The sequence below is a fragment of the Micromonospora palythoicola genome, assembly GCF_036689795.1.
GTDB classification, from domain to species: Bacteria; Actinomycetota; Actinomycetes; order Mycobacteriales; family Micromonosporaceae; genus Micromonospora; species Micromonospora palythoicola.
In genome coordinates this window covers 54,080-79,132 of record NZ_JBAGKI010000025.1, presented here as the reverse complement: position 1 = coordinate 79,132, position 25,053 = coordinate 54,080, and the positions used below count along the sequence as shown (strand labels likewise).

The following is a 25,053-nucleotide window of genomic DNA, read 5'->3' as shown; positions in this document are numbered from 1 at the left end:
CCGCCCACCGTGTCGCGCCCTCACTGGCCCGGGCGCTCCCCGGCCCGCCCGGCGCTGGGGCGCCCCCCGCTCGGGGGCCCCCTCAGCGGTTCCAGTACGGGTAGTTGCCGGTGGCCTGCAGGATCAGGCTGACGACGATGTTCAGCACGCCCAGCGCGATGGCCACGTAGCCCAGCACCGGCGACTGGCGGTACCGGCGCGCGTCGCGGATCGACAACCAGCCGAAGACGATGCCGAGGATGCCGCAGCACAGCACACCGGTGACGATGCCGAGTATTCCCCAGAGGGTCGTACGGTCCCGGCCGGCGGGTGGCGGCGGGGGCGGTGGATACGGAGCGTTCACGACTCCCCTTCCGGTCACATGCTGCCGCGACGTCGGTCACGGCCCCTGTGCCGAGGCTAGATGAGGCGGTGCCCGCCCACGCCGGATCAGCCGAACTCGGGTGTCCGGCGCGTCGCTGCCCGACCCGACGGGCGGTGTCGGGCAGCCGGGGCCGGCCCGGCATGCCAGAGTAGAGCCGATGTCCTTTGTCACCCCTGACCAGCCTCGCCGGGCCACCGACGCCCGTGGCGCCGGTGCCCGGCCCCCCGGCCGGGCCGGCCCGCCGCGCCGGGTGCCGGCCGCGCGGGCGGCACCTTCCGGGCGCAGCCACGCGCCGCTCACGGTCGCCGCACTGGTCGCCGCCACCGGAGCGGCCGTGACCACCTGGTTGCCCGTGGCGCTGGCGCTGTGGCTGTTCCAACTCAGCGAGGACGCCGGCAGTCTGCTCGACGCCGCCCGGGCGGGAGCGGCGGGTTGGCTCCTCGGGCACGGGGTGCCCCTGGTCACGGCCACCGGCCCGCTCGGCCTGGCGCCGCTCGCGGTGACGGCGTTGGCAATGTGGCGGCTGGTTCGGGCCGGAGTGCACGCCAGCCGCGCGATCGGTGCCCGCGGTGGCCGGTCGCCGGGCCGTACGCTCGCCGCCGCCGCTGCCGTCGGCGTCGCGTACGGGCTGCTGGGAGCGCTCGTCGCCGTGCTCGTCGGAGCCGGTGGGCCCGGCGTGTCGCCGGTGCGCGCCGGGCTGACGCTCGTGACGGTCGGCACCCTCGCCGCCGGTGTCGGTGCGGCCCGGACGACCGGCGTGGCGGGGGTCCTCGCCGAGCAGACGCCGATGCCGCTGCGCGAGGGCGTACGTGCCGGTCTGGTCGCCGCCCTGGTGCTGCTCGGCGCGGGCGCCGCCGTGGCGGGGCTGGCCGTGGCGACCGGTGGTGGCGACGCGGCCGACCTGATCGGCGCCTATCAAACCGGGGTCGCCGGCCAGGCCGGCATCACCCTGGTCAGCCTCGCGTACGCGCCGAACGCCAGCGTGTGGTCGGCCAGTTATCTGCTCGGCCCCGGCTTCGCGGTCGGCACCGACACGGCGGTACGCACCAGCGAGGTGTCGGTCGGCGCGCTACCGGCACTGCCGCTGTTCGCCGGCCTGCCCAGCGGGCCGGTGGCCGGGCTCGGCGCGGTCACCGTCCTCGCGCTGCCCGTCCTCGTGGGAATGGCCACCGGTTGGCTGCTCGCGCGCCGCCTGCTGCGTCTGGCCACCGCCGAACGGACACCGCTGTCCTGGCGGCGGCTGCTCGGGCCGGCGGCGCTCGCCGGACCGGTGGCCGGTCTGCTGCTCGGCGCGGCGGCGCAGGCGTCCGGCGGGCCGCTGGGTGCCGGCCGGCTGGCGCAGGTCGGGCCGGTCGGTTGGCAGGTGGCGCTCGCGGCACTGCTGGTCACCGGTGCCGGCGCACTGCTCGGTGCCGCCGCCACCCGCTGGCTCACCCGACCCGCGACCTGAGCCTCCCCGCCGTCGGGAGGGCGACGGTGTGCGGGTCCTGGCCCGAGGTGGGGCGGTCGAGAACCGGCCCGCTGACGCGTCAGGGGCGTCCCGGAGGCACCGGGACGCCCCTGACGGCGGGCTGGCTGCTGATCAGGGATACAGCGCCGATCCGCCGACATTCAGTGCCACCACCACGATCTGCAGCAGACCGAGCAGCAGCCCGACCGCGCCACAGATCAGGCCGGCGAGGGCCTGACCGGAGTTGCCGGCCAGGCCCTGGTCGGCCTTCTGCTTACCGAGCCAGCCGGTCACGAGTGCGGCCAACCCGAGCGGGATGCCGAGGTAGCAGCAGCTCAACGGAATCGAGGCGATGCCGAGAATCATCGCGACCAGGCCGAGGGTGTTCTGCTGTCCCTGCGCGCCGGTGAAACCCGCGTTCGGGTACATCGGCGCGCCGCCGTACGGCTGCGGGCCGTACGGGTCGGCGTAGGGCTGCCCGTAGCCCGGTTGTCCGTACGCCGGTTGTCCGTACGCCGGTTGTCCGTACGCCGGGGGCTGCCCGGCGGCCGGTGGGGGACCGGCCGGCGGCGCGTACGGACCGTAGGGTCCGGGGGAGGCCGGCGGCGGAGCCTCCGGTTGCGGACCGTACGGGTCGGCCGGGGGTTGCTGACCGTACGGGTCGGTCGGCTGGGCGTACGGGTTCGCCGGCGGTGGCGCGTACGGGTTCGCCGGGGGTGGCGCGTACGGGTTGACCGGCGGGGGCGTGGTCTGGTCCCCGTACGGCGGCTGTTGGCCGTACGGGTCCTGACCGGGTTGACCGGGCTGCATCCGGTGCTCAGGAACCGCTGGCGTTGCTGCCGCTCATCGAGCCCAGCAGGCCGCCGCCCAGGCAGCACACCAGGACGATCGCGATCCAGGCGATACCGACGATCAGGGCCCACTTGGACCACTTCTTCGACTCGGCCGCCGCAGCCTGTGCGCCGGCGTAGTCACCCTGCTGCAGCAGCGGGTTGACCTTCGAGGCGTTGATGATCGCCGGAATGGCCAGCGGCCAGAACAGGAAGATCGCGACGATCGACATTGTCATGTTGTTGTCGACCGACTGCGGTGGCTGGGACTGGTATTCGGGCTGCATGACGACGTGCTCCTCACGGTTGTTCGCTGACGGGTGTGGGACCGGACATGCGCCGGTCCCAAGCGACCGGCAGCGTACCCGGTTTCGGCCAGTCCGGTGGTCACGCGCGCCGCGCTGCCCAGCGGATGGGCACCGGCCAGCGGCCGGATAGGGTGTGCCGGTGAACCAGCCCGCCCGTATCGTCGTCCTTGTCTCCGGCTCCGGCAGCAATCTCCAGGCCCTGCTGGACGCCACCGCGGACCCGGCGTACGGGGCGCGGGTGGTCGCGGTCGGGGCGGACCGCGACGGGATCGCCGGCCTGGACCGGGCCGCCGCCGCGGGGGTGCCGACCTTCGTCGAGCGGGTGAAGGACCACCCGGACCGTGATCGGTGGGACGCCGCGCTCACCGCCCAGGTCGCCGAGCACCGACCCGACCTGGTCATCTCGGCCGGGTTCCTGAAGCTCGTCGGTCCGCGTTTCCTCGCCGCCTTCGGCGACCGATACCTGAACACGCACAACACCCTGTTGCCGGCGTTTCCCGGCATCCACGGCCCGCGCGACGCGCTCGCCTACGGGGTCAAGGTGACCGGGGCGACCCTCTTCTTCGTCGACGCCGGATTGGACACCGGCCCGATCGTCGCGCAGGTGGCGGTGCCGGTACGCGACGACGACGACGTCGACACGCTCACCGAGCGCATCAAGGAAGCCGAGCGGAGCCAGCTCGTCGAGCAGGTGGGCCGGCTGGTCCGGGACGGTTGGACGATAACTGGAAGAAAGGTCATGGTCGGCGTGAACTCCATCCAGGACGGGCGTCGCCCGATCCGGCGGGCACTCGTCAGCGTCTACGACAAGACCGGCCTGGCCGACCTGGCCAAGGCGCTGCACGCGGCCGGTGTGGAGATCGTCTCCACCGGCAGCACCGCGTCGACGATCGCGGCCGCCGGGGTACCGGTGACGCCGGTGGAGCGGGTGACGGGATTCCCGGAGATCCTCGACGGGCGGGTCAAGACCCTGCACCCGGCGATTCACGGCGGGCTCCTCGCCGACCTGCGCAAGGACGCGCACACCGCCCAGCTCGACGAGCACGGCATCGCCGGGATCGACCTGCTGGTGTCCAACCTGTACCCGTTCCAGGACACCGTCGCCTCCGGCGCCGGCCAGGACGAGTGCGTCGAGCAGATCGACATCGGCGGGCCGGCGATGGTGCGGGCGGCCGCGAAGAACCACGCCTCGGTGGCCGTGGTGACGGACCCCCGCGCGTACCCGATGCTGCTGGCCGCGCTCGACGGCGGCGGCTTCACCCTGGCGCAGCGCCGGGCGCTGGCCGCCCGCGCCTTCGCCGACATCGCCGAGTACGACGTGGCGGTCGCCGATTGGTTCGCCTCGTCGGTGGCCCCGGCCGCCGACGGCATGCCGGAGTTCGCCGGTCTGGCGTTGCGCCGGCAGTCGGTGCTGCGCTACGGCGAGAACCCGCACCAGAGCGCCGCTCTCTACGCCGACCCGGCCGGCCCGGTCGGGCTGGCCCAGGCCGAGCAGCTGCACGGCAAGGAGATGTCCTACAACAACTACGTCGACGCGGACGCCGCCTGGCGGGCCGCGAACGACTTCGCCGATCAGCCCGCGGTGGCCGTCATCAAGCACGCCAACCCGTGCGGGATCGCCGTCGGCACGGACGTGGCGCAGGCGCACCGCAAGGCGCACGCCTGCGACCCGGTCTCCGCCTTCGGTGGGGTGATCGCCGTCAACCGCCCGGTCTCGGTCGAGCTGGCCGGGCAGATCGCCGAGATCTTCACCGAGGTCGTGGTGGCACCCGGCTACGAACCCGGTGCGGTGGAGACGCTGCGGGCCAAGAAGAACATCCGGCTGCTGCGTGCGCCCGCCTTCCAGCCGCGTCCGACCGAGTGGCGGCAGGTCAGCGGTGGCGTGCTGGTGCAGCTGCCGGACGCGATCGACGCCGAGGGCGACGACCCGGCCACCTGGCGGCTGGCCACCGGCGAGCCGGCCGACGACGCCACCCTGGCGGACCTGGCCTTCGCCTGGCGGGCGGTGCGCGCGGTGAAGAGCAACGCGATCCTGCTGGCCCACGACGGCGCCACGGTCGGGGTCGGCATGGGGCAGGTCAACCGGGTGGATTCGGCTCGCCTCGCGGTCAGCCGGGCCGGCGCCGAGCGGGCGCGCGGCGCGGTGGCCGCCTCGGACGCGTTCTTCCCGTTCGCCGACGGCCCGCAGATCCTCATCGACGCGGGCGTCCGGGCGATCGTCCAGCCCGGCGGATCGATCCGGGACGAGGAGGTGATCGCCGCCTGCAAGCAGGCCGACGTCACCATGTACCTCACCGCCACCCGCCACTTCGCCCACTAAGGGCCGAGGCAGGCCCGGGGCTCCGACACCCGCCCCAGGCCGCCGCGCCCAGGTCCGGCACGGCCCGGTGAGACGCGGGCCGTGCCATGTCCCGGAACGTTGGTCGGGCGATTCGCTGGAGCGGATGCGCAGGCAGGGCCGCCTCGGATGGTCACCGTGCACCGGCCAGGAGCCGGGCGGTGTCTGGGTGCGGCCTGCCGGCTGGTCATCCAGGCGCGTACCTGCTCCTGGTGCCCTCCGGTCCCGTCAGCTAACGCCCGTGCCGCCGTCGGGTTCGCCCAGGTCCTGCAGGATCAGCGCGAGGTTGTTCAAATCGATGGCGACGGCCGGGTGGTCGGGTCCGTGGACGGCTTCGTCGATGGTGAGTGCTCGTTCGGCCAGTGGTCGTGCCGCCGCCGGCTCTCCGAGGTCCCGCAGGATCACCGCGAGGTTGTTTAGATCCCTGGCGATGGTCGGGTGGTCGGCTTCGTATACGGCTTCGTCGATGGTGAGTGTTCGTTCGGCTAGCGGTCGTGCCGCCGCCGGGTCACCGAGTCCCCGGAGGATCAGTGCGAGGTTGCTGAGTCGGATGGCGACTGTCGGGTGGTTGGGGCCTTGTGCAGCTTCGTCGATGGTGAGTGCTCGTTCGGCCAGTGGTCGTGCTGCCGCCGGGTCGCCCAGGTCCTGCAGGATCAGTGCGAGGTTGTTGAGTCGGATGGCGACGGTCGGGTGGTCGGGTCCCTGTGCGGCTTCCGTGATGGCCAGCGCGCGCTCGAACAGCGGTCGGGCTTCGACGTAGCGCCCCTGGGTCTGAAGGAACGTTGCGGCGCGATCGAGGAGGAAGGAGCAGTTCCGCGCCACATCAGGATCATTGCCGCCGTCATTAGGCACATGGTCGACTGCGGTCAGCACGTGCGACAGCAGAATCGACCAGCGAGGCCAGCTCTCCGGCGACGAGAAGACGTCGCCGCCGGGTGCATAGTCCCTCAGCAAACTCACCGTCACCGCCAACGGATCAACCACCGACACCCTCCATCGATCAATCCACGTACCTCACACTCTGTCGCCAAGCTTGGGGGCCCGACCACTAAACGAGGGTGGTGACGATCAGGCCGACTCCGTAGGCGGAAATACCACAATGGAGTCCGATCCAGAGGTCGTGCAACCGCACCCGGTGCAGGCGGGGGTGTTTCTGGTAGTGCGCCTCCCGGTATTCCCGGATCAGGTCGTCGCTGTTCGCCAGCGCGCCGTCGTCCTTGAGCGCCCGGGTCAGGGCACGCGCCTGCTGGAGATGGTATTCGGCCCGCTCATGGTATTTGGCCGCCGCTATCGCGCCGAACAGTCCCGACAGTGCGATGAGAATCGACAGCGGCAGGGTCGTGATGGCGAATTTCTGTTGCGCGATGAGACCGCTCAGTGCGGCCGTGATGGCCAGCAGATAGTTCGTGAGGACGGCACGCTGGTTCTCGGACTGCCGTAGCTGCTCGCGATGCTCGCTCCAGTAGGCAAGGGTCGCGGTGTCGGGCGCGCTCACTTGTCCGTCTCCTCCGAGCGCCGTCGGGTAGGGTCTGCTCCATCGTGAATGGCCCGTGCTCGTTCGGTCAGTGATCGTGCCGCCTCCGACTCTCCAAGATCCTGCAAGATCAGTGCGAGGTTGTTCAGATCGACGGCGATGGTCGGGTGGTCGGCTTCGTATACGGCTTCGTCGATGGTGAGTGCTCGTTCGGCCAGTGGTCGGGCTGCTGCCGGATCGCCCAGGTCCCGGAGGATGAGTGCGAGGTTGTTGAGTCGGACGGCGATGGTCGGGTGGTCGGGTCCGTGTGCGGCTTCGCTGATGGTGAGTGCTCGTTCGGCCAGTGGTCGTGCTGCTGCCGTTTCGCCCAGGTGCTGCAGGATCAGTGCGAGGTTGTTCAGATAGATGGCGACGGTCGGGTGGTCGGGTTCGTATACCGCTTCACCGATGGTGAGTGCTCGTTCGGCAAGTAGTCGTGCTGCTGCCGGATCGCCCAGGTGCCGCAGGATCAGTGCGAGGTTGTTCAGATCGATGGCGATGGTCGGGTGGTCGGGTTCGTATGCGGCTTCGTCGATGGTGAGTGCTCGTTCGGCCAGTGGTCGTGCTGCTGCCGGATCCCCGAGGTCCTGCAGGATCTGGGCGAGGTTGTTGAGGCGGATGGCGACGTTCGGGTGGTCGGGGCCGTGGACGGCTTCGTCGATGGTCAGCGCGCGCTCGAACAGTGGTCGGGCCTCGACGTAGCGCCCTTGGGCTCGAAGGAACGTCGCGGCGCGGTTCAGGAGGTGCGAGCAGTTCTGCGCCATCGCAGGATCGCTGCCGCCGCCATAGGGCACATGGTCGACGGCGGTCAGCACGTGCGACAGCAGAATCGACCAGCGAGGCCAACTCTCCGGCGACGTCAGGACATCGCCGCCGGGCGCGTAGTCCTCCAACAGACTCAACGTCACCGCCAACGGATCAACCACCGACACCTCCATCAGCCGGTCGATTCGTCGATGTCGGGGGCTTGCCGTCCGTGTCTGCGCCGCAACGCCGCCTGCACCAGGCGGTGCAGTTGCAAACCCGACTCGGTGCGCTTCGCCAACGAGTAGTCCACCACCGCGGCGACGGCGTCGTTGAAGCGCAGTGGATCCCGGGCGGCGCTCGCCAACGGTTCCGGCAGCCGCTGGTGGTGGCCGGTGAACATATCCAGCGGGATCGGTTCCGGCGCCAGGTAGGCACACACGTCCAGCAGCTGCACGGAGGACGGGCTGTCGGCCGTCAGTCGTTCCAGGCTCAACTCCCACACCGTGGCCACCGTCTCCTGCCGGTGCACGGACCTGCCCCGGCTGTACAACTCCGGTGCTCTGGTCCGCAGCAGGTGCAGATACTCCGTGGGCGACATCCCGGTCTGATCGAGGTAGGCGGCGGCCTGCTCCAACGCCAGTGGCAACCGCCCCAACTCCGTGGCGATCTGCAGGGCCACCTCGTCCGGGAGGGTCGGTACCCGCGCTCGCATCAGGTCCACCGCCTCACCCGGCTCCACCACGTCCAGGTCGTGCACGCGCCCGAGCGCCGAGAAACCACTCCGGCGGGTGGTCACCAGAACGTGACCGGGGACCCCCGGCGGCATCGGAACGGCGGGCAACCACGGGCGCACCTGCTCGACCTGGTCGGCGTTGTCGAAGATGAGCAACCATCCGGGAACCTCCCGCAACGCCTCGTGCACAGCCACCCGCAGCGTCTCCGGATCCGGGTCCGTCTCCACCTCCAACCGCTGTGCCAGGCGGGCGAACTGGTCGGGAATCGCCGTCGGTTCTTCCGCCGCCACCCACCACACCACGTCGTAGTGGGCCGTCTGCCGGTACGCGTACTCGACGGCGAGCTGCGTCTTGCCGACTCCGCCGAGTCCACGTATCGAATGCACGGTGAGCGGCGAGCCCGCCGCCAACCCTTCGGCCAATGCCTTCAGATCCCGATCCCGCCCGGTGAAGTGTGGGTTGCGGGCCGGGACATTCCACACCGTGGGCAGGGCGCCGGGGAACCGTGTCTCTCGGGGGATTGCCCGGCCGCCAGGGAAGGCGGGCGGGCTGGTCGGCTTGGCTCGCCCCGCCATGGCCCGCATCACCATGGCCCGCAGCCGGGCCCTGGCCTTCGCTTCGGGTAAGCCCAGGATGTCGATGCCCACCACGTTGGCCAACAGGCCCGGCCGCTCACACTCCTTCACCCGCACCGTGAGCAGCTTGCGGTCACGACCGGCCGGGTCCGCCGCCCAGGCCGCCTGCCACTCCGCGCCCCCGTAGACGGACGTCAGATAGTCCGGCGAGAGCACGGCGATCGTCCGCGCCGCACGGGTCGTGCCGTCCTGCATGCCCTGGACCCAGTGCGTACCCGGCACGAAATCCCAGGCCTGCACCAACACGTGATGGCCGTCCTCCTCCAACAGCCACGCGATCCACTCTGCCCACGCCCGGTCCGACTGCGTGTACGAGATGAAGAAGTCCCAGCCCGTCAGCTCACCGTCACCTTCGGTCACCCGGCCAGGCTGGCACATTTGCCGTCCCGTGCACATCAGCCCGCCAGTCCCCGTCTCAGGTCGTCGGTTGGGCGGTTGCCACGGTCCGCTGACCGGCCAGTAGGCCGGAGATGCCTTCGGCGGTCATCGGTCGGGCCAGGTGGTAGCCCTGGCCACGGGTGTAGCCGAGGGCACGGAGCACCGCGACCTGCTCGGCGCTCTCGACGCCCTCGGCGACGGTCTCCAGGCCGAGGGCGTGGGCGAGCTGGATCACCGCCCGGGCCACCGCCTGCCGGGCCGCGGCCGCCCCCGCCTGGCCGTCGTCGATCTCGATACCGTCGACGAAGGACTTGTCGAGCTTCACGATCGCGGCGGGGAAGGCGCGCAGCAGACTCAGCGACGATTCGCCGGTGCCGAAGTCGTCGAGGGAGAGGCGGATGCCCATCCGGTCGAGTTCGAAGAGGGTCCGGGAGACCTGTTGACCGCGCAGCACCGCCGACTCGGTCACCTCCAGCACCAGCCGCTCGCAGGGCAGCCCGCTGTCGGCCAGCGCGGCGGTCACGTCGGAGACGAAGTCGGGGTCGTGCAGTTGCCGGGCGGAGACGTTCAGGCCCGCCTCCCGGAGTGCGTCCGGCCCGAACTCCCGGGACCACGCCGCCGCCTGGCGGCACGTCTCACGCAGCACGAACCGGCCCAGCGGCACGATCAGGCCGGTCCGCTCGGCGGCCGGGATGAACTCGGCCGGTCCGACGAGCCCGCGCGTCGGGTGGTGCCAGCGGACCAACGCCTCCACCCCGACCAGCCACCCGTCGTCCAGCCGCAGGATCGGCTGGTAGACGATCCGCAGCTCGTTGTCGTCCAGGGCCCGTCGCAGTTCGCCGCCGAGCTGCATGTGCGCCAGCACCGGCTCACCCATGCCGTCCACGTAGCGTACGAAGCTGGCCTTTCCGCGCTGTTTGGCCGTGTACATGGCCACGTCGGCGTCCCGCAGCACCGAGTCGACGGTGGCTCCGGGCCCGGCGTCGGCGATGCCGATGCTGGCCTGCACCAGCAGGCGGTGCTGGCTGATCGGCTGGTCGAGTGCGGCCAGCAGCCGGCCGGCCAATTTCTCGGGGTCGGCGTGCGGGCCGGTGAGCAGGACGGCGAACTCGTCACCGGCGACCCGTACCGGCAGACCGTCGTCGCCGACCTCGGCACGCAGCAGCTCGGCGACCGACACGAGCAGCCGGTCACCGACGCCGTGCCCGAGCAGGTCGTTGACGGTCTTGAAGTCGTCCAGGTCGACCAGGAGCACCGACGCGGGTGTCGTGGCGGTGAGTGCGGACGCGAGCCGGTCCCGGAACAGCGCCCGGTTGGCCAGCCCGGTGAGGCCGTCGTGGCTGACCTCGTACTGCAGGCGTTCCTCCTGGAGACGGGTGTTGCGCAGCAGCCGGGCGTTCTCCCGGTAGGCGATGAACTGCCGGACGCTGACCAGCGCGGTCACCACCACGGCGGCGATCAGGACCACCCGGACCGGCCAGGTCAGCGGGGCGCCGAACGCGACGGCGAGCAGCGGCACGTCGACCGCCACCACCGCCAGGTACGGCAGCAGCACCCCGTTGGGGGTCCGATCGCGGCGGACACCGAGACGGGCCCGCCACTGCGCCCGGACGCCGAGGGTGAAGAAGACCGGGGTCAGCGGCATCACGACCGCCTGGGCGGGGATGCCGGCGACGTACCCGTACCGGACCGCCAGCACGGCGACGATCGCGGCGGTGACGCCGCCGCTGGCCGCGACGAACCGCAGGGCGACCCGGTCGACCGGACCGCCGGCGACGAAGGACACCTTCGTCGCGGCGCCGACCGCGACCAGGAAGGCGAGCCCGACCAGCGCCATCGCCTGCCGGCTCCACGCCTCGTCAGCGGTCAGCATCGGGGCCAGCCCGATGTAGCAGAGCAGAGCCGCGCAGCCGAGGAACGCGATCGTGCGGTCGAGCAGGAGGCGCCACCGCTCGACACCGCCGGTCTCGGCGACCGGCACCCGGGCCACCGCCCAGATGGCGACGACGAATCCGATCGCCACGCAGGCCGCCGCCGGCAGGGGCATGCTCCGGGTACGGGCCTCGGCGGCGTGCGTCAGCATGTCCAGCGCCAGCCAGCCGTACCCGGTGGTGATGGTGACCGCCGCGACGAGGAGCGCACGCCAGAAGCGTCGGGTGACCGGGTCGAGGGCAGCGTGGCGGAGCAGGTGTACGACGGACCCGGCGGCGAAGACCCCGCCGACCGGAACGAACAGGTACGCCAGCGCCTCGGTGCCGGCACCGACCGTGAAGTTCGCGACGCACCAGGCGGTGCCGAGGGCGGCGACCGCCACGGTGGCCTGCACGAACCGCACGGTGATCCGACTGTTCGTCGCGGCCACCCCGACCGTGGGGCCCGTCGTCGGTCGTAGCGCCACCTGCGTCACGGCTGTACACCCTAGTGAGTGAGCAGAGGCTCGCCATCCGTCATCGGGTGCTTCTTCGATGCCGCAGTATCCACTGGGGAGGGAGGTCCGTGCTCACCGTCCCGGGCGGAGTTCGGCGAAGTGGCAGGCCGAGGGGTGCGGGTCGGCGGCCCGCGGCACCGCCTGCGGGTCCTGGGTGGCGCAGATGTCCTGGGCCTTCCAGCACCGGGTACGGAAGTGGCAGCCGCTCGGCGGGTCCGCCGGGCTCGGCACGTCACCGCGCAGCCGGATGATGCTGCGATGTTCCCGGGCGTCCGGGTCCGGCACCGGCGCCGCGGAGAGCAGCGCCTGGGTGTACGGGTGGGTGGCCCGATCGTAGATCTCGTCCTCGGTGCCGATCTCCACGATCCGGCCCAGGTACATCACCGCGATCCGGTCGGAGATGTGCCGTACCACCGACAGGTCGTGCGCGATGAAGATGTAGGACAGGCCCAGCTCGTCCTGAAGCTCCTCCAGCAGGTTGATCACCTGCGCCTGGATGGAGACGTCCAGCGCGGAGACCGGCTCGTCGCAGACGATCACCTCGGGCCGCAGCGCCAACGCGCGGGCGATGCCGATGCGCTGGCGTTGACCGCCGGAGAACTGGTGCGGATACCGGTTGATGTGTTCCGGGTTCAACCCCACGACGTCGAGCAGTTCCTGGACCCGCCGCTGGCGGCTGCCCTTCGGGGCCGCCTCCGGATGGATCTCGAACGGCTCGCCGATGATGTCGCCGACGGTCATCCGTGGGTTCAGCGAGGTGTACGGATCCTGCATCACCATCTGCATGTTGCGTCGGATCCGGCGCAGCTCACCGCCGGAGGCGGCGAACAGATCCCGACCGGCCAGGGTGGCGCGGCCGGCGGTCGGCTTCTCCAGCCGCATCAGCAGCCGGGCCAGCGTGGACTTGCCGCAGCCCGACTCGCCGACGATGCCGAGCGTCTCGCCCCGGCGCAGTTGGAAGCTCACCCCGTCGACGGCCTTGACCGCACCGGTCTTCTTCTTGAACACCACGCCCTGCGTGATCGGGAAGTGTTTGACCACGTGGTTGACGTCGAGGAGGGTCTCGCCGCGAACCGTGGTGGGGCTAGCCGGCGCGGTCATCACGTACCTCCTGGGCGAAGTGGCACGCGCTGGTCCGGCCGTCGCCGAGGACCAGATCGTGCGGCACCACGTCCACACAGACCTGCTGCACGTACGGGCACCGGGGGTGGAAGGGACAACCGCTGGGGATGCGCATCAGGTTGGGTGGCAGGCCACGGATGGTGGACAGCTTCCCGCCCCGCTGGTCCAGGCGCGGGATCGAGTCCAGCAGACCCTTGGTGTACGGGTGGGCGGGTGCCCGGTACAGCGAGCGGACGTCGGCGTGCTCGACGATCCGGCCCGCGTACATGACCGCGATCCGGTCCGCGACGTCGGCGACCACACCCAGGTCGTGGGTGATCAGGATCATCGCCATGTCCAGGTTCCGCCGCAGGTCGGCGAGGAGGTCCATGATCTGGGCCTGCACGGTGACGTCCAGCGCGGTGGTGGGCTCGTCGGCGATGAGCACCTTCGGCTCCATCGCCAGGGCCATCGCGATCATCACCCGCTGCCGCATGCCGCCGGAGAACTGGTGCGGGTAGTCACCGATCCGCCGTGCCGCCGCCGGGATCTGCACCAGGTCCATCAGCTCCACCGAACGGCGGCGGGCGTCCGCGCGGGACATCCCGAGTCGCTGGCGTAGCGTCTCGCCGATCTGCCAGCCGACCGGGAAGACCGGATTCAGTGCGGAGAGCGCGTCCTGGAAGATCATCGCGATCTCCTTGCCCCGGATCTGCCGGCGCTGCTCCTCCGGCAGGCCGAGCAGGTCGCGGCCGGAGTAGCGGATCTCGCCCGAGCTGATGTGCGCCGGTGGGGTGTCCAGGATGCCCATGATGGCCTGGGCGGTGACGGACTTGCCGGAGCCGGACTCGCCCAGCACCGCGAGCGTCTCGCCCGGGTCCAGGTGGTAACTGACCCCGTTGATCACCTTGGCCACACCCTCGCCGGTACGGAACTCGACGTGCAGGTCGCGCACCTCCAGCAGGTGCCCGCCGGGCGGAGTGGGCGAGGCCGGCGTCGGCCGGACGGCATGCTGACTCACGGTGCCTGCCTTTCGCTCGCGACTGCGGGGCTCGCTGCGCTCACTCCTCGCGCTCGCATGACCGCCTCACCGGAGCTTCGGGTCGAAGGCGTCGCGGATCGCGTCGCCGAGCATGATGAAGGCCAGGACGGTCAGCGCCAGGAAGGTCGACGGGACCACCAGCGGGGTCGCCGACTCCCGCATGTGCACCCGACCGTTGTTGATCTCGATGCCCCAGGAGATGGTGGGCTCCCGCAGCCCGATGCCGAGGAAGGACAGCGTCGCCTCGGCGGCGATGAACGAGCCGAGCGCGATGGTCAGCACCACGATGGCCGGGGCGAGCGCGTTCGGCAGGATGTGCCGCCACATGATCCGTCCGTTGCCGGCCCCCAGCATCCGGGCCGCGGCCACGTAGTCCTGCTCCCGGGCGGTGATCACCGAGGAACGGACCACCCGGGCGGCGGTGGTCCAGCCGAGCACCGCCAGCACGAAGATGACCGCGGCGACGCGTACCGTGGCGCTGTCGCTGCCGATGCGCTTGAGCAGGACGATCGCGGCCAGCAGCAGCGGGATGCCGAGCACGATGTCGATCACCCGGGAGAGCACCGCGTCGACCCAGCCGCCGAAGTATCCGGCGAGCATCCCCACGACCAGCGCGATCAGGCCGGTGAACAGCGCGCTCAGGGCACCGACCAGCAGCGACGCCCGAGCGCCGTACACCGCCCGGGCGTACGTGTCGCAGCCCTGGAAGTCGTACCCGAAGATGGCGCCGCCGGAGGGCCCGGCGTGCTGCCGGGACAGCACGCATTCGGCGGGGTCGTTGCTGGTGAACAGGCCGGGCACGGCGGCCATCGCGGTCACCAGCAGCACCAGGAGCAGGCTGATCCAGAAGATCGGCTTGCGGCGCAGGTCGCGCCAGGCGTCGCCGGCCAGGCTGCGCGGCTTGCGGGGGCGCCCCACCTGGTTCGGTGTGCCGGGCTCGCCGGAGGGCCCACGCCGCGCGGCCTGGTTCTCCGATGCCGCCACCGTCTCGAAGTCGCTCACGGGTCCACCCTTGTCTCACTCATAGCGGATCCTCGGGTCCAGGACGGCGTACAGGATGTCGACCACCAGGTTGGCGACCAGGTAGACCACGACGAGCACGCTGACGATGCCGACCACCAGCGGGCCGTCCTCGGTGCGGATGCCGCGGAAGAGGTTGAAGCCGACGCCGGGGATGTTGAACACGCCCTCGGTGATGATCGCGCCGCTCATCAGGTTGCCGACCTCGACGCCGAGGAAGGTGATCACCGGGATGAGCGAGTTGCGCAGCACGTGCACGCTGACCACCCGCCGGTTCGGCAGGCCCTTCGACCGGGCGGTGCGTACGTAGTCGGCGCGCAGGTTCTCGGCCACCGAGGTACGGGTCAGCCGCAGCGCGGTGGCCAGGGAGAGTGAGCCGAGCACGATGCCGGGCAGCAGCAGTGCGTAGAAGTCGGGGTCGGCGCCGGCGGTGGGCGGGAAGACCTGCCACTTGACGCCCAGGAAGTACTGCGCCAGCGGGGCGAGGACGATCGTCGGGATGCCGAGCACCAGCAGGGTCAACAGCAGGGTGGCGTTGTCGAAGACGCTGGCCCGCCGGATGCCGGCGAGGACGCCCGCGGTGACGCCGAAGATGACCGCGACCGCGATCGCGATCAGGGCCAACCTGATCGTGACGGGCCAGGCGGCGGCGAGGATGTCGCCGATCGACCGTCCGGTGAGCGACTCGCCCAGGTCGCCGCGGAGCAGGTTGGAGATGTAGTCGAAGTACCGGTAGAAGAAGCCGCCGACGCCGGTGGCGTCCAGGTGGTACTTCTCCGTGAGGTATGCCCGCTGTGCGGCGGTGACCGGGCGCTCGCCGGCGAGTGCCTGGATCGGGTCACCCTGACCGGCGAACATCAGCGCGTAGACGATCAGCGTGGTCCCGAAGAAGGCCAGGACCATCTGGAGCAGACGCCGCACGATGAAGCGGAACATACTTGGCAGTCTCTCTGAAAAGGTGCGAACCGCGTGGCGGGTCGGGTCACCTCGCGATGACCCGACCCGCAAGCGTGGGTGTTACCTGATGGCTTCGATCTTGGTCAGGTTGACCCGGTCGAAGAGATCCATCTCGACGTTCTTGACCTTCGTCGAGTGACCGAAGTTGTTCTGGCCGAACCGCAGCGGTACGACCGGCAGGTCCTCGGCCAGCAGGTCCTCGGCCTCCTGGTACTTCTTGATCGCCTCCTCCTCGCTGGGGGCGCTGGCGCCCTCGGCGAGCAGCCGGTCGAAGTCCGGGTTGCTGTAGCCGTAGTAGTTCGACGAACCGTTGGTGCTGTACAGCGGGCCCAGGTAGTTCTCCATGGACGGGTAGTCCATGATCCAGCCCATCCGGAACAGGCCCACCGGCTGCTTGGCCTTGACCTTGGTCAGCAGGTCGGCGAACTTGGGCTCGGCGCTGCCGACGCAGTCCACGCCCAGGTTGGCCTTGAGCTGGTTGCAGGTGGCGTCGATCCAGTCCTTGTGGCCACCGTCGCCGTTGTAGGACAGGGTGATCTTCGACGGTCCGCCGGCGGCCTGGTAGAGCGACTTGGCCTTGGCCGGGTCGAACTCACCCGCGGCGCCGACGGTGTTCTCCCGGTAGCCGGCGACGGCCGGGGAGACGAACGCGCGGGCCGGCTGCTGCGAGTCCTTGAAGATCGACCGGGTGATCTCCTCGCGGTCGATCGCCATCGAGATGGCCTTGCGCACGTCCGGGTTGCTGAACTCCTCCTGGAAGGTGGGGAACGCCAGGAAGTGCAGCGAGGACGCCGGGCTCTGCAGGAAGCGGTCGCCCAGGTCGGTGCCGGCGGTGGAGAGGTTCTCCGTCGGGATGGTCTTGATCACGTCGAGGTTGTCCGACAGCACGTCCGCGTACGCCGCGGTGAGCTGCTGGTAGATCCGGAACTCGACGCCGGCCACCTTCGGCTGCTCGCCGGGGAAGGCGTCGTACCGCTCGACCTCGACCTTGGCGTCGTGCTGCCAGGTGCCCTTCATCTTGAACGGACCCTGGCCGATCGGCGCCTGCTCGAAGCCTTCGGCCAGCTCGCCGGGAGCGCTGAACGCGGCCTCCGGCAGCGGGTAGAAGGCGGTGTAGCCGAGCATCGACTTGAACTCGCTGTACGGCTGCGAGAGCGTGACGGTGAAGGTCAGGTCGTCGACCTGCTTCAGCCCACTGAGCGTCTCGGCCTTCGGGTTCTCACCCTGCAGGTCGTCGTAGCCGGCGATCTTCTCGAAGAAGTAGCTGGAGTTCTGCCCGTTCGGCGCGTACGCTCCGTAGTTCCAGGCGTCGACGTAGTTGTCGGCGGTCACCTGCTCGCCGTTGTGGAAGGTGTAGCCGTCCTTGAGCTTGATCGTCCAGGTGGTGTTGTCCTCGGACGTGATCGACTCGGCGGCCACCTCGTACGGCTTGTGGGCCTCGTCGTAGTCGACAAGCGGGCTGAACAGGGCGGCGAGCACCTGGGAGCCACTCGTCTCGTTGGTGTTTGTCGGCACCAGGTGCTGCGGCTCGGCGATCTCGATCCGCACGGCCGCGTTGGGGTCGCTCTCGCCGGATCCGCCGTCGCCGCCCGAGCCGCAGGCCACCAGGCCCAGGGTCACCGCGAGCGGGAGGGCGGTCCAGGCGGCGAGCCTACGAACACGCATCTAGCCTCCTCATCTCCATTACGCTCCGCAGTCGGGCCCGGCATTGGGTGACGCTGCGCAACGACCGGCAACGGTAGGTCGAATGCCGCGTCTCGGCAACGCAGTGGTTGCGAAGGGGTAACGGAATGCCACCCCCGGTCTTGTCAGTCCCGTGGGCCCGTGCTACGCGAATCCGCAATTGTCTGCTCTGAGGTGCGGTGATATGGCGTGACTAGGCGGTGTCGGCGGCTGGTTGGGGAGTCCTGGCGGTGACTCGGCATGATCGTCGGATTGTCTGCCTTCGTGCCCCGCAGTCCGGAATCGCTGTGCGGTGCCACACAAGCCGTCACGCTGGGTGATTAACACCACGTGACTAAAAGTAGTTGGCGGTCTCCTCGTCCGGGCCGGGCCGGCAGAGGTCGGCTCACGCCCCGGCAGCACTCCTGTCCGCCTCCTGTCGAGCTGACCCGTCCGTGCTCTCGCCGCCGTCCCTGCCGTCGCGCCGAAGGCCGATGGGCCCGATCCGTCTGCGCCCTCAGCTCGACAGGGGGCGCCACCCCATCACCATGCCGGGCCACCGAGCCGCTCGCCGGGTGGCCGACCGTGGCCGACCGGTCGGGTCGCCGAGGTCGGGGGAGCCGGTGACGGTGGACGTGAGACGATCTGCTCGTGACGGCGACGCTTCTGGACGGCAAGGCGACCGCGGCGGAGATCAAGGACGAGCTGCGGGCGCGGGTGAAGGCGCTGGCGGAACGGGGGACCGTGCCGGGGCTCGGCACGGTGCTGGTCGGGTCCGACCCGGGCTCCCAGGCGTACGTCAACGGCAAGCACCGGGACTGCGCCGAGGTCGGGATCGCCTCCATCCGCCGCGAGTTGCCGGCCGACGCCACCCAGGCACAGGTCGACCAGGTCCTCGCCGAGCTGAACGCCGACCCCGCCTGCCACGGCTACATCGTCCAACTGCCGTTGCCGGCACACCTGGACACGCAGCGGGTGCTGGAGCTGATCGACCCGGACAAGGACGCCGACGGCCTGCACCCGGTCAACCTGGGTCGGCTGGTGCTCGGCTACGACGCGCCGCTGCCCTGCACCCCGCGCGGCATCGTGGAACTGCTCCGCCGGCACGACGTTCCGCTGCGCGGCGCCAACGTGGCCGTGGTGGGCCGGGGCAACACCGTCGGGCGTCCGTTGGGGCTGCTGCTGACGCGGCGGAGTGAGAACGCCACCGTCACCCTCTGCCACACCGGCACGCTGGACCTGGCCGCGCACACCCGGGCCGCCGACGTCGTGATCGTGGCGGCGGGGGTGCCCGGCCTGCTCACCGTGGACATGGTCACCCCCGGTGCCGTCGTGGTCGACGTGGGCATCACCCGGGTGATCGGCGCGGACGGCAAGGGCCGCTACACCGGTGACGTGGACCCGGAGGTCGCCGAGGTGGCCGGCAAGCTGGTGCCGATGCCCGGTGGTGTCGGGCCGATGACCCGCGCGATGCTGCTCACGAACGTCGTGGAGCGGGCCGAACGCCCATAACCGTCCGCCCCTGGCCCGATCGGTGCCAGGATGGCTGATACGGTCCGGAAAACCGACTGGTATCAGGGAGTGGGACGACCATGGGTAAGAAGGTCACTGTCGTCGGGGCCGGGTTCTACGGCTCCACCACCGCGCAGCGCCTGGCCGAGTACGACGTCTTCGACACCGTCGTGATCACCGACATCATCGAGGGCAAGCCCGCGGGCATCGCTCTCGACCTCAACCAGTCGCGTGCCGTGGAGGGCTTCGAGACCAAGGTGGTCGGCGTCACGACCGGCCCGAACGGTGAGGGCTACGAGGGCATCGAGGGCTCGGACGTGGTCGTCATCACCGCCGGTCTGCCGCGTAAGCCCGGGATGAGCCGGATGGACCTGCTGGAGACCAACGCCAAGATCGTCCGCCAGGTCGCCGAGAACGTGGCCAAGTACGCGCCGAACGCCGTGGTCATCGTGGTCTCCAACCCGCTGGACGAGATGACCGCGCTGGCCCAGATCGCCACCCAGTTCCCGCGCAACCGGGTGCTCGGCCAGGCCGGCATGCTGGACACCGCCCGGTTCAGCAACTTCGTCGCCGAGGCGTTGCAGGTACCGGTGAAGTCGGTGAAGACGCTCACCCTGGGTTCGCACGGCGACACCATGGTTCCGGTGCCCTCGCAGAGCAGCGTGAACGGCAAGCCGCTGCGCGAGGTGATGCCGGCCGAGCAGATCGAGGACCTGGTCGTGCGTACCCGCAACGGTGGCGCCGAGGTGGTGGCGCTGCTCAAGACCGGGTCGGCGTACTACGCGCCGTCGGCGGCGGCGGCCCGGATGGCGAAGGCCGTCGCCGAGGACTCGGGCGAGGTCATGCCGGTCTGTGCCTGGGTGGACGGCGAGTACGGCATCTCCGGTGTCTACCTCGGGGTGGAGGCCGAGATCGGTGCCCAGGGCGTCAAGCGCGTGGTGGAGACCGACCTCGACGCCGACGAACTGGCCGCTCTCAAGGAGGCCGCCGAGGCCGTCCGCGCCAAGCAGGCTGACGTCGCGTCCATGTGACCCCGAAGAGTTGAGCTGACCAGGAGGTTCGCGTCTCGGACAGTTGATCCGAGGGGCGAACCTCCTGGTCATTGCGGCGGTTGGGCGGTGGCGATCAGGGTGGTCAGGCCGTCGAGGACGCGGGCCAGACCGAACTCGTACGCCTGGTCGGGGTGGTATGCGGCGTTCTGCGCGGCACCGGCCGCGGCGCCGACCCGGACGGCGGTCGGGAAGCGCCGCTCGTCGAGAACCTGCGCCAACAGGGGCGCGTTCGCCGTCCACCACTGTTCGTCCGTCCAGGCGCTCTCCCGCTGCGCGGAGCGCGACTCGGCCGCCGAGCGGGCGGCGGCCCGCACGAAGTCGAGGACAAAGGTCAACGCGGCGTCTCGGGCCACGTCGTCCAGCCCGGTGCCGTCGAAGGCACGCAGCTCGTACTCGTACTTGGCCATCTGGCCCGGCCCGAGCGGCGGGCGACCGGTGGCGACCTCGGCCGCCCAGGGGTGGGCGGTGAAGAGGGCCCGGTTGTCCGCCGCCACCGCCGCCACCCGCGCCCGCCACGGGGCGCCGGAGCGGTCCGGCCGGGGCATGCCGGTGTAGAGGGCGTCCAGCATCAGGTCGAGCAGCTCGGCCTTGCCCGGAACGTACGTGTAGAGGGTCATCGGCGCGACGCCGACGGCCTGGGCGAGCGCGCGCATGGTCACCGCGTCCAGCCCTTCGGTGTCCGCCAGCTCGATCGCCGCGGTCACGATGTCGCCGAGTGAGCGGCCCGGGCGGGGGCCACGACGAGGGGCGTCGTCCGTCTGGCGCCAGAGCAGGCGCAGGGTGTGAGCGGGGTCTCCGCCTCCGGTGCGGTGGTCGGGCACCCCACGATCTTCGCAGGTCGAATTGCCGTACGCAGTACGTTGTACAATGTACGTAGTTATTGTCTCCGCACAGGGGGTGCGCGTGCAGATCACGGCATCGGCGATCTCGCTGAACGTCGAGGACGTGCCGGCCTCGGCCGCGTTCGTCAAGCAGTACTTCGGATTCCACGAGCAGATGTCCGCCGACGGCTTCGTCTCGCTGGCCCGGGACGACGTCGGGTTCAACCTGATCTTCCTGCGTACCGGGTTGGCCAGTCTCCAGCCGGAAAGCCTGCGGACGCAGCGGGCCGAAGGGGTGCTCGTCGCCTTCGTCGTCGACGACATCGACGCCGAGTACGCCCGGCTCACCGCCGCCGGGGTGCCGATCACCACCCCGATCCAGACCGAGCCGTGGGGTGAGCGTTTCTTCCAGGTCACCGATCCCAACGGGGTGATCCTGCAGCTCGTGCAGTGGGTGCACGAGCCGGGGGCCGCCGACTGAGTCAGGCGGTCCGGGTGCTGGTGTGCACCGGGCCCGGCGGGGGTACTGCCTCCCCGGGCCCGGTGCCCGTCCGTGGCGCCGGCACCGCCGGCGCGGACCGACCGGCGGGCGCGGCGTTCCTCGTCCGAGCCGATCCAGTACGCTCGTACTGCTTGAGCATGTCACCCGAGAGGAGCGCCGGCCGATGGCGAAGATCAAGGTAAACAACCCGGTCGTGGAGCTCGACGGCGACGAGATGACCCGGATCATCTGGAAGCAGATCCGCGAGCAGCTGATCCTGCCCTACCTCGACGTCGACCTGCACTACTACGACCTGTCGATCCAGCACCGCGACGCCACCGACGACCAGGTGACCGTCGACGCCGCCAACGCCATCGCCGAGCACGGCGTCGGCGTCAAGTGCGCCACCATCACCCCGGACGAGGCCCGGGTGGAGGAATTCGGGCTGAAGAAGATGTGGCGGTCGCCGAACGGCACCATCCGCAACATCCTCGGCGGCGTGGTCTTCCGCGAGCCGATCATCATGTCCAACGTGCCGCGGCTGGTGCCGGGCTGGACCAAGCCGATCATCATCGGCCGGCACGCCCACGGCGACCAGTACAAGGCCACCGACTTCGTGGTCCCCGGCCCGGGCACGGTGACCATCACCTACACCCCCGCCGACGGCTCGGAGCCGGTCGAGATGGAGGTCGCCAACTTCCCCGGCGGCGGCATCGCGATGGGCATGTACAACTACGACGACTCGATCCGGGACTTCGCCCGCGCCTCGTTCCGCTACGGCCTGGACCGCAACTACCCGGTCTACATGTCCACCAAGAACACCATCCTCAAGGCGTACGACGGCCGGTTCAAGGACATCTTCGCCGAGGTGTTCGAGAACGAGTTCAAGGCCGAGTTCGACGCCGCCGGGCTCACCTACGAGCACCGGCTGATCGACGACATGGTCGCCGCCGCGCTCAAGTGGGAGGGCGGCTACGTCTGGGCCTGCAAGAACTACGACGGTGACGTGCAGTCCGACACCGTCGCGCAGGGCTTCGGCTCGCTCGGCCTGATGACCTCCGTCCTGCTCTCGCCCGACGGTCGCACCGTCGAGGCCGAGGCCGCCCACGGCACCGTCACCCGGCACTACCGGCAGTGGCAGAAGGGTGAGAAGACCTCGACCAACCCGATCGCGTCGATCTACGCCTGGACCCGGGGCCTGGCCCACCGGGGCAAGCTGGACGACACCCCGGCGGTCACCGAGTTCGCCAACACCCTGGAGCAGGTCATCGTCGACACCGTCGAGGGCGGCCAGATGACCAAGGACCTCGCGCTGCTGATCTCGCGCGACGCTCCGTGGCAGACCACCGACGAGTTCATGAACACGCTCGACGAGAACCTGGCGCGTCGCCTGGCCGCCTGAGGCTCACCCGCGGTACGCCGAGCCCGCCGGCCCGAGCGCCGGCGGGCTCGGCGTATCCCGGAAACGGCGGCGTGTCGCGACCGGACGCGCCAACCGGCGTCACTTCGTTCCGGCGCGCCTCGTTGACCTGGGTGGACGAGATGCCAGTCCCGTCCAGGAAGGTTGACCGTCGCCACCGCGCGACGCGCGTGCCCAGCAGCCAGCCTTCCCGGCTGTCGAGTACAGCCAGCCGTCCCTTCCCTGCGGGGGGCCCTGTCCCGGGCCCCCCGCGCCCTGCCGTCCCCAGCCCTGCCGTCGCGAGCCCGGCGGGCGCGGGAGCCGGGCGCGGCCCGGCGCGGTGTCCCGCGACGACTGTCCGTCACACCGCGCGCAGCAGCTCGGCGGCCCGTTCCGGGGCGATGTCGTTGATGAAGACCCCCATGGCCGACTCCGAGCCGGCCAGGTACTTCAGCTTGTCGGCGGCCCGCCGGACGCTGAACAGTTGCAGGTGCAGATGCCCCAGCTCCCGCCCGACGCGTACCGGTGCCTGGTGCCAGGCGGCGATGTAGGGCATGGGCGTGTCGAACAGCCCGTCGAAGCGACGCAGCAGGTCCAGGTAGAGCGGCCCGAACGCGTCGCGTTCCGCGTCGCTGAGCGCCGGCAGGTCGGGCACCGCCCGGTGTGGCGCGAGGTGCACCTCGAACGGCCACCGGGCGGCCGCCGGGACGTACGCCGTCCAGTGCTGGTTCGCCGCCACCACCCGCTCGCCGGTGGCGCGTTCGGCGGCCAGCACGTCGGCGTAGAGATTGCCGCCACCGGTGCGCTCGGCGTGTCGGCGGGCCGCGTCCAGCAGCGACCGCGTCCGGGGGGTGATGAACGGGTACGCATAGATCTGCCCGTGCGGGTGATGCAGCGTCACCCCGATCTCCACGCCCCGGTTCTCGAAGCAGAAGACCTGCTCGACGCCGGGGAGCCCGCCGAGCACCGTGGTGCGGTCGGCCAGCGCGTCCAGCACGGTACGCACCCGGCTCGGCGGCAGCGCGGTGAAGGAGGCGTTGTGGTCGTCGGTGAAGCAGACCACCTCGCAGCGCCCCTGCCCCGGTCGGGCCGCGGTGAACGGGGTGATCGCCGCCGGCTCCGCCACCACCCGCTCGCTCAGCGCCGGGAACCGGTTCTCGAAGACCGCGACCGCGTACTCCGGGGCCGGGATCTCGCTGAGCCGGTCCGCCGTCGAGGGGCACAGCGGGCACTGGTCGGCCGGCGGCAGGAAGGTCCGGGTTTGCCGGTGCACCGCCAGCGCCACCCACTCGTCGGTGAGCGGGTCGTAGCGCAGTTGGGAGGCGGGTGGGGGAGGCGGCAACGGGCGTCGGTCCGGCTGGTCCCGGACGGCGTCGTCGCGCTCGTCGAAGTAGATCAGCTCGCGGCCGTCGGCCAGGCTGATCGCCGTACGTTTCATCGGGGTGTCCCGCCGTCGGGGACCGGCACGACGATCAGCTCGCCGACCCGGTCGCTGAGCAGTCGTCGGGCCTGCGGCGTCAACCGGTCGTCGGTGACCAGCACATCCGCCGTGCCCAGGTCGGCGATGGCGGAGATGCCCACCGTCTGCCACTTGGTGTGGTCGGCGAGCACCACCAACCGGTCCGCCGCCGCGACGAGCGCCCGGTTCGTCTCGGCCTCGGTCAGGTTCGGGGTGGTGAAACCGGTCCGCTCGGTTATCCCGTGCACGCCGAGGAAGAGCAGGTCGAGGTGCAGGGTGCGGACGGCGCCGACGGCAAGTGGCCCGACCAGGGCGTCGGAGGGAGTGCGTACCCCACCGGTCAGCACCACCGTCTGGTCGGCGCGGCCCCGCTCGTGCAGGATGTCGGCCACCGGCAGCGAGTTGGTCACCACGGTCAGCGCCGGCACGTCGACCAGATGCCGGGCCAGCTCGGCGGTGGTGGTACCGGCGGAGAGCGCGATCGCCGCGCCGGGGCGGACCAGCTGGGCGGCCCGCGCCGCGATCGCCGTCTTCTCGGCCTGCTGGCGTACCGACTTGGCCTGGAAGCCCGGCTCGTCGGTGGCACCGGCGACGGTGGCGCCACCGTGCACCTTGGCGAGCAGCCCACGTTCGTGCAGCAGCTCCAGGTCGCGGCGGACGGTCATCTCGGAGACGCCGAACTCGGCGGCCAGCTCGCCGACGCGTACGCCGCCGGTCACCCGGACCCGGTCGAGGATCGCCGCATGGCGTTGCCGCGCGAGCATCGGCCCCTTCCCGAAGTCACATGATCGAACGCAGCCGAACAGAAACAAACACTAACGT

22 protein-coding genes and 1 pseudogene are annotated in these 25,053 nt (G+C 70.7%); 7 read left to right on the top strand and 16 right to left on the bottom strand.

Translation table 11 applies throughout. From position 1 onward, the window contains the following. Positions 1 to 82: 82 nt before the first annotated feature. On the bottom strand, positions 83 to 343 hold the full coding sequence (locus V5O40_RS14075) for a DUF4190 domain-containing protein (RefSeq protein ID WP_332905839.1): 261 nt from the start codon (positions 341 to 343) through the stop codon (positions 83 to 85). A gap of 178 nt (positions 344 to 521) precedes the next feature. Between V5O40_RS14075 and V5O40_RS14070 the strand changes: the two genes are divergently transcribed. Further along, on the top strand, positions 522 to 1,814 hold the full coding sequence (locus tag V5O40_RS14070; protein ID WP_332905838.1) for a cell division protein PerM: 1,293 nt from the start codon (positions 522 to 524) through the stop codon (positions 1,812 to 1,814). A 132-nt stretch (positions 1,815 to 1,946) separates the two neighbouring features. On the opposite strand, the gene V5O40_RS14065 is transcribed toward V5O40_RS14070, so the two are convergent. Together V5O40_RS14065 and V5O40_RS14060 are read right to left on the bottom strand one after the other, a co-directional pair. After that, on the bottom strand, positions 1,947 to 2,624 hold the full coding sequence (locus V5O40_RS14065; protein ID WP_332905837.1) for a DUF4190 domain-containing protein: 678 nt from the start codon (positions 2,622 to 2,624) through the stop codon (positions 1,947 to 1,949). A 7-nt stretch (positions 2,625 to 2,631) separates the two neighbouring features. Continuing rightward, entirely contained in the window at positions 2,632 to 2,931 is a 300-nt protein-coding gene (locus tag V5O40_RS14060; RefSeq protein ID WP_332905836.1) for a CD225/dispanin family protein, read from the bottom strand. A gap of 154 nt (positions 2,932 to 3,085) precedes the next feature. Between V5O40_RS14060 and purN the strand changes: the two are divergent. Then, positions 3,086 to 3,697: pseudogene (gene purN / locus V5O40_RS14055) on the top strand (phosphoribosylglycinamide formyltransferase); the annotation flags it as partial. 3 nt (positions 3,698 to 3,700) lie between these two features. Next, positions 3,701 to 5,272, top strand: a complete 1,572-nt coding sequence (gene purH / locus V5O40_RS14050; RefSeq protein ID WP_332905842.1) for a bifunctional phosphoribosylaminoimidazolecarboxamide formyltransferase/IMP cyclohydrolase — start codon at positions 3,701 to 3,703, stop codon at positions 5,270 to 5,272. 246 nt (positions 5,273 to 5,518) lie between these two features. Here purH and V5O40_RS14045 read toward each other — a convergent pair whose 3' ends face one another. From V5O40_RS14045 to V5O40_RS14000, 10 genes are all read right to left on the bottom strand, one after another. Next, complete coding sequence (locus V5O40_RS14045; protein WP_332905835.1) at positions 5,519 to 6,274, bottom strand: tetratricopeptide repeat protein; 756 nt, start codon at positions 6,272 to 6,274, stop codon at positions 5,519 to 5,521. Positions 6,275 to 6,338: 64 nt separating this feature from the next. Continuing rightward, positions 6,339 to 6,785 (bottom strand): hypothetical protein, encoded by a 447-nt coding sequence (locus V5O40_RS14040; protein ID WP_332905834.1) that lies wholly within the window; start codon positions 6,783 to 6,785, stop codon positions 6,339 to 6,341. Beyond that, entirely contained in the window at positions 6,782 to 7,729 is a 948-nt protein-coding gene (locus V5O40_RS14035) for a tetratricopeptide repeat protein (RefSeq protein WP_332905833.1), read from the bottom strand. Before V5O40_RS14035 ends, V5O40_RS14040 begins: the two co-directional genes overlap by 4 nt. An 11-nt stretch (positions 7,730 to 7,740) precedes the next feature. Then, a complete protein-coding gene (gene fxsT / locus V5O40_RS14030; RefSeq protein WP_332905832.1) occupies positions 7,741 to 9,279 on the bottom strand; it encodes an FxSxx-COOH system tetratricopeptide repeat protein in 1,539 nt (512 codons plus the stop codon). A 55-nt stretch (positions 9,280 to 9,334) separates the two neighbouring features. Beyond that, positions 9,335 to 11,704 carry a putative bifunctional diguanylate cyclase/phosphodiesterase gene (locus V5O40_RS14025; protein WP_332905831.1) on the bottom strand — a complete coding sequence of 790 codons (2,370 nt, stop codon included), beginning with the start codon at positions 11,702 to 11,704 and terminating at the stop codon, positions 9,335 to 9,337. A 93-nt stretch (positions 11,705 to 11,797) separates the two neighbouring features. Then, entirely contained in the window at positions 11,798 to 12,826 is a 1,029-nt protein-coding gene (locus V5O40_RS14020; RefSeq protein WP_332905830.1) for an ABC transporter ATP-binding protein, read from the bottom strand. Beyond that, complete coding sequence (locus tag V5O40_RS14015; protein WP_332905829.1) at positions 12,810 to 13,847, bottom strand: ABC transporter ATP-binding protein; 1,038 nt, start codon at positions 13,845 to 13,847, stop codon at positions 12,810 to 12,812. The genes V5O40_RS14020 and V5O40_RS14015 overlap by 17 nt, the downstream gene beginning before the upstream one ends. A 66-nt stretch (positions 13,848 to 13,913) precedes the next feature. Then, positions 13,914 to 14,870 (bottom strand): ABC transporter permease, encoded by a 957-nt coding sequence (locus V5O40_RS14010; protein WP_332905828.1) that lies wholly within the window; start codon positions 14,868 to 14,870, stop codon positions 13,914 to 13,916. 15 nt (positions 14,871 to 14,885) lie between these two features. Next, the gene (locus V5O40_RS14005) at positions 14,886 to 15,824 is read right to left on the bottom strand and encodes an ABC transporter permease (RefSeq protein WP_332905827.1); all 939 of its coding nucleotides are present in this window, start codon (positions 15,822 to 15,824) and stop codon (positions 14,886 to 14,888) included. Between the two features lie 81 nt (positions 15,825 to 15,905). Continuing rightward, positions 15,906 to 17,510, bottom strand: a complete 1,605-nt coding sequence (locus V5O40_RS14000) for a peptide ABC transporter substrate-binding protein (protein ID WP_332905826.1) — start codon at positions 17,508 to 17,510, stop codon at positions 15,906 to 15,908. A 648-nt stretch (positions 17,511 to 18,158) separates the two neighbouring features. Here V5O40_RS14000 and V5O40_RS13995 point away from each other — a divergent pair. Further along, positions 18,159 to 19,019, top strand: a complete 861-nt coding sequence (locus V5O40_RS13995; RefSeq protein WP_332905825.1) for a bifunctional methylenetetrahydrofolate dehydrogenase/methenyltetrahydrofolate cyclohydrolase — start codon at positions 18,159 to 18,161, stop codon at positions 19,017 to 19,019. 80 nt (positions 19,020 to 19,099) lie between these two features. Next, positions 19,100 to 20,050 (top strand): malate dehydrogenase, encoded by a 951-nt coding sequence (locus V5O40_RS13990; RefSeq protein WP_164447795.1) that lies wholly within the window; start codon positions 19,100 to 19,102, stop codon positions 20,048 to 20,050. A 68-nt stretch (positions 20,051 to 20,118) separates the two neighbouring features. On the opposite strand, the gene V5O40_RS13985 is transcribed toward V5O40_RS13990, so the two are convergent. After that, entirely contained in the window at positions 20,119 to 20,892 is a 774-nt protein-coding gene (locus V5O40_RS13985; protein ID WP_332905824.1) for a TetR/AcrR family transcriptional regulator, read from the bottom strand. An 82-nt stretch (positions 20,893 to 20,974) separates the two neighbouring features. On the opposite strand from V5O40_RS13985, the gene V5O40_RS13980 reads away from it, so the two are divergent. Together V5O40_RS13980 and V5O40_RS13975 are read left to right on the top strand one after the other, a co-directional pair. After that, positions 20,975 to 21,373: a VOC family protein gene (locus V5O40_RS13980; RefSeq protein ID WP_332905823.1), complete on the top strand. Its 399-nt coding sequence runs from the start codon at positions 20,975 to 20,977 to the stop codon at positions 21,371 to 21,373. 184 nt (positions 21,374 to 21,557) lie between these two features. Beyond that, a complete protein-coding gene (locus V5O40_RS13975; protein ID WP_164447792.1) occupies positions 21,558 to 22,775 on the top strand; it encodes an NADP-dependent isocitrate dehydrogenase in 1,218 nt (405 codons plus the stop codon). A gap of 358 nt (positions 22,776 to 23,133) precedes the next feature. On the opposite strand, the gene galT is transcribed toward V5O40_RS13975, so the two are convergent. Both galT and V5O40_RS13965 read right to left on the bottom strand, forming a co-directional pair. After that, positions 23,134 to 24,210 (bottom strand): galactose-1-phosphate uridylyltransferase, encoded by a 1,077-nt coding sequence (gene galT / locus V5O40_RS13970; RefSeq protein ID WP_332905822.1) that lies wholly within the window; start codon positions 24,208 to 24,210, stop codon positions 23,134 to 23,136. Next, entirely contained in the window at positions 24,207 to 24,995 is a 789-nt protein-coding gene (locus V5O40_RS13965; protein ID WP_332905821.1) for a DeoR/GlpR family DNA-binding transcription regulator, read from the bottom strand. Before V5O40_RS13965 ends, galT begins: the two co-directional genes overlap by 4 nt. Positions 24,996 to 25,053: the final 58 nt, after the last annotated feature.

Excerpts from the sequence above, each read along its gene's own strand:
- V5O40_RS14000 (WP_332905826.1), bottom strand. The coding sequence starts at position 17,510 with ATGCGTGTTCGTAGGCTCGCCGCCTGGACCGCCCTCCCGCTCGCGGTG.
- V5O40_RS13975 (WP_164447792.1), top strand. The coding sequence starts at position 21,558 with ATGGCGAAGATCAAGGTAAACAACCCGGTCGTGGAGCTCGACGGCGAC.
- V5O40_RS14020 (WP_332905830.1), bottom strand. The coding sequence starts at position 12,826 with ATGACCGCGCCGGCTAGCCCCACCACGGTTCGCGGCGAGACCCTCCTC.
- V5O40_RS14070 (WP_332905838.1), top strand. The coding sequence starts at position 522 with ATGTCCTTTGTCACCCCTGACCAGCCTCGCCGGGCCACCGACGCCCGT.
- V5O40_RS14005 (WP_332905827.1), bottom strand. The coding sequence starts at position 15,824 with ATGTTCCGCTTCATCGTGCGGCGTCTGCTCCAGATGGTCCTGGCCTTC.
- V5O40_RS13965 (WP_332905821.1), bottom strand. The coding sequence starts at position 24,995 with ATGCTCGCGCGGCAACGCCATGCGGCGATCCTCGACCGGGTCCGGGTG.
- V5O40_RS13990 (WP_164447795.1), top strand. The coding sequence starts at position 19,100 with ATGGGTAAGAAGGTCACTGTCGTCGGGGCCGGGTTCTACGGCTCCACC.
- V5O40_RS14065 (WP_332905837.1), bottom strand. The coding sequence starts at position 2,624 with ATGCAGCCCGGTCAACCCGGTCAGGACCCGTACGGCCAACAGCCGCCG.
- galT (WP_332905822.1), bottom strand. The coding sequence starts at position 24,210 with ATGAAACGTACGGCGATCAGCCTGGCCGACGGCCGCGAGCTGATCTAC.
- V5O40_RS14060 (WP_332905836.1), bottom strand. The coding sequence starts at position 2,931 with ATGCAGCCCGAATACCAGTCCCAGCCACCGCAGTCGGTCGACAACAAC.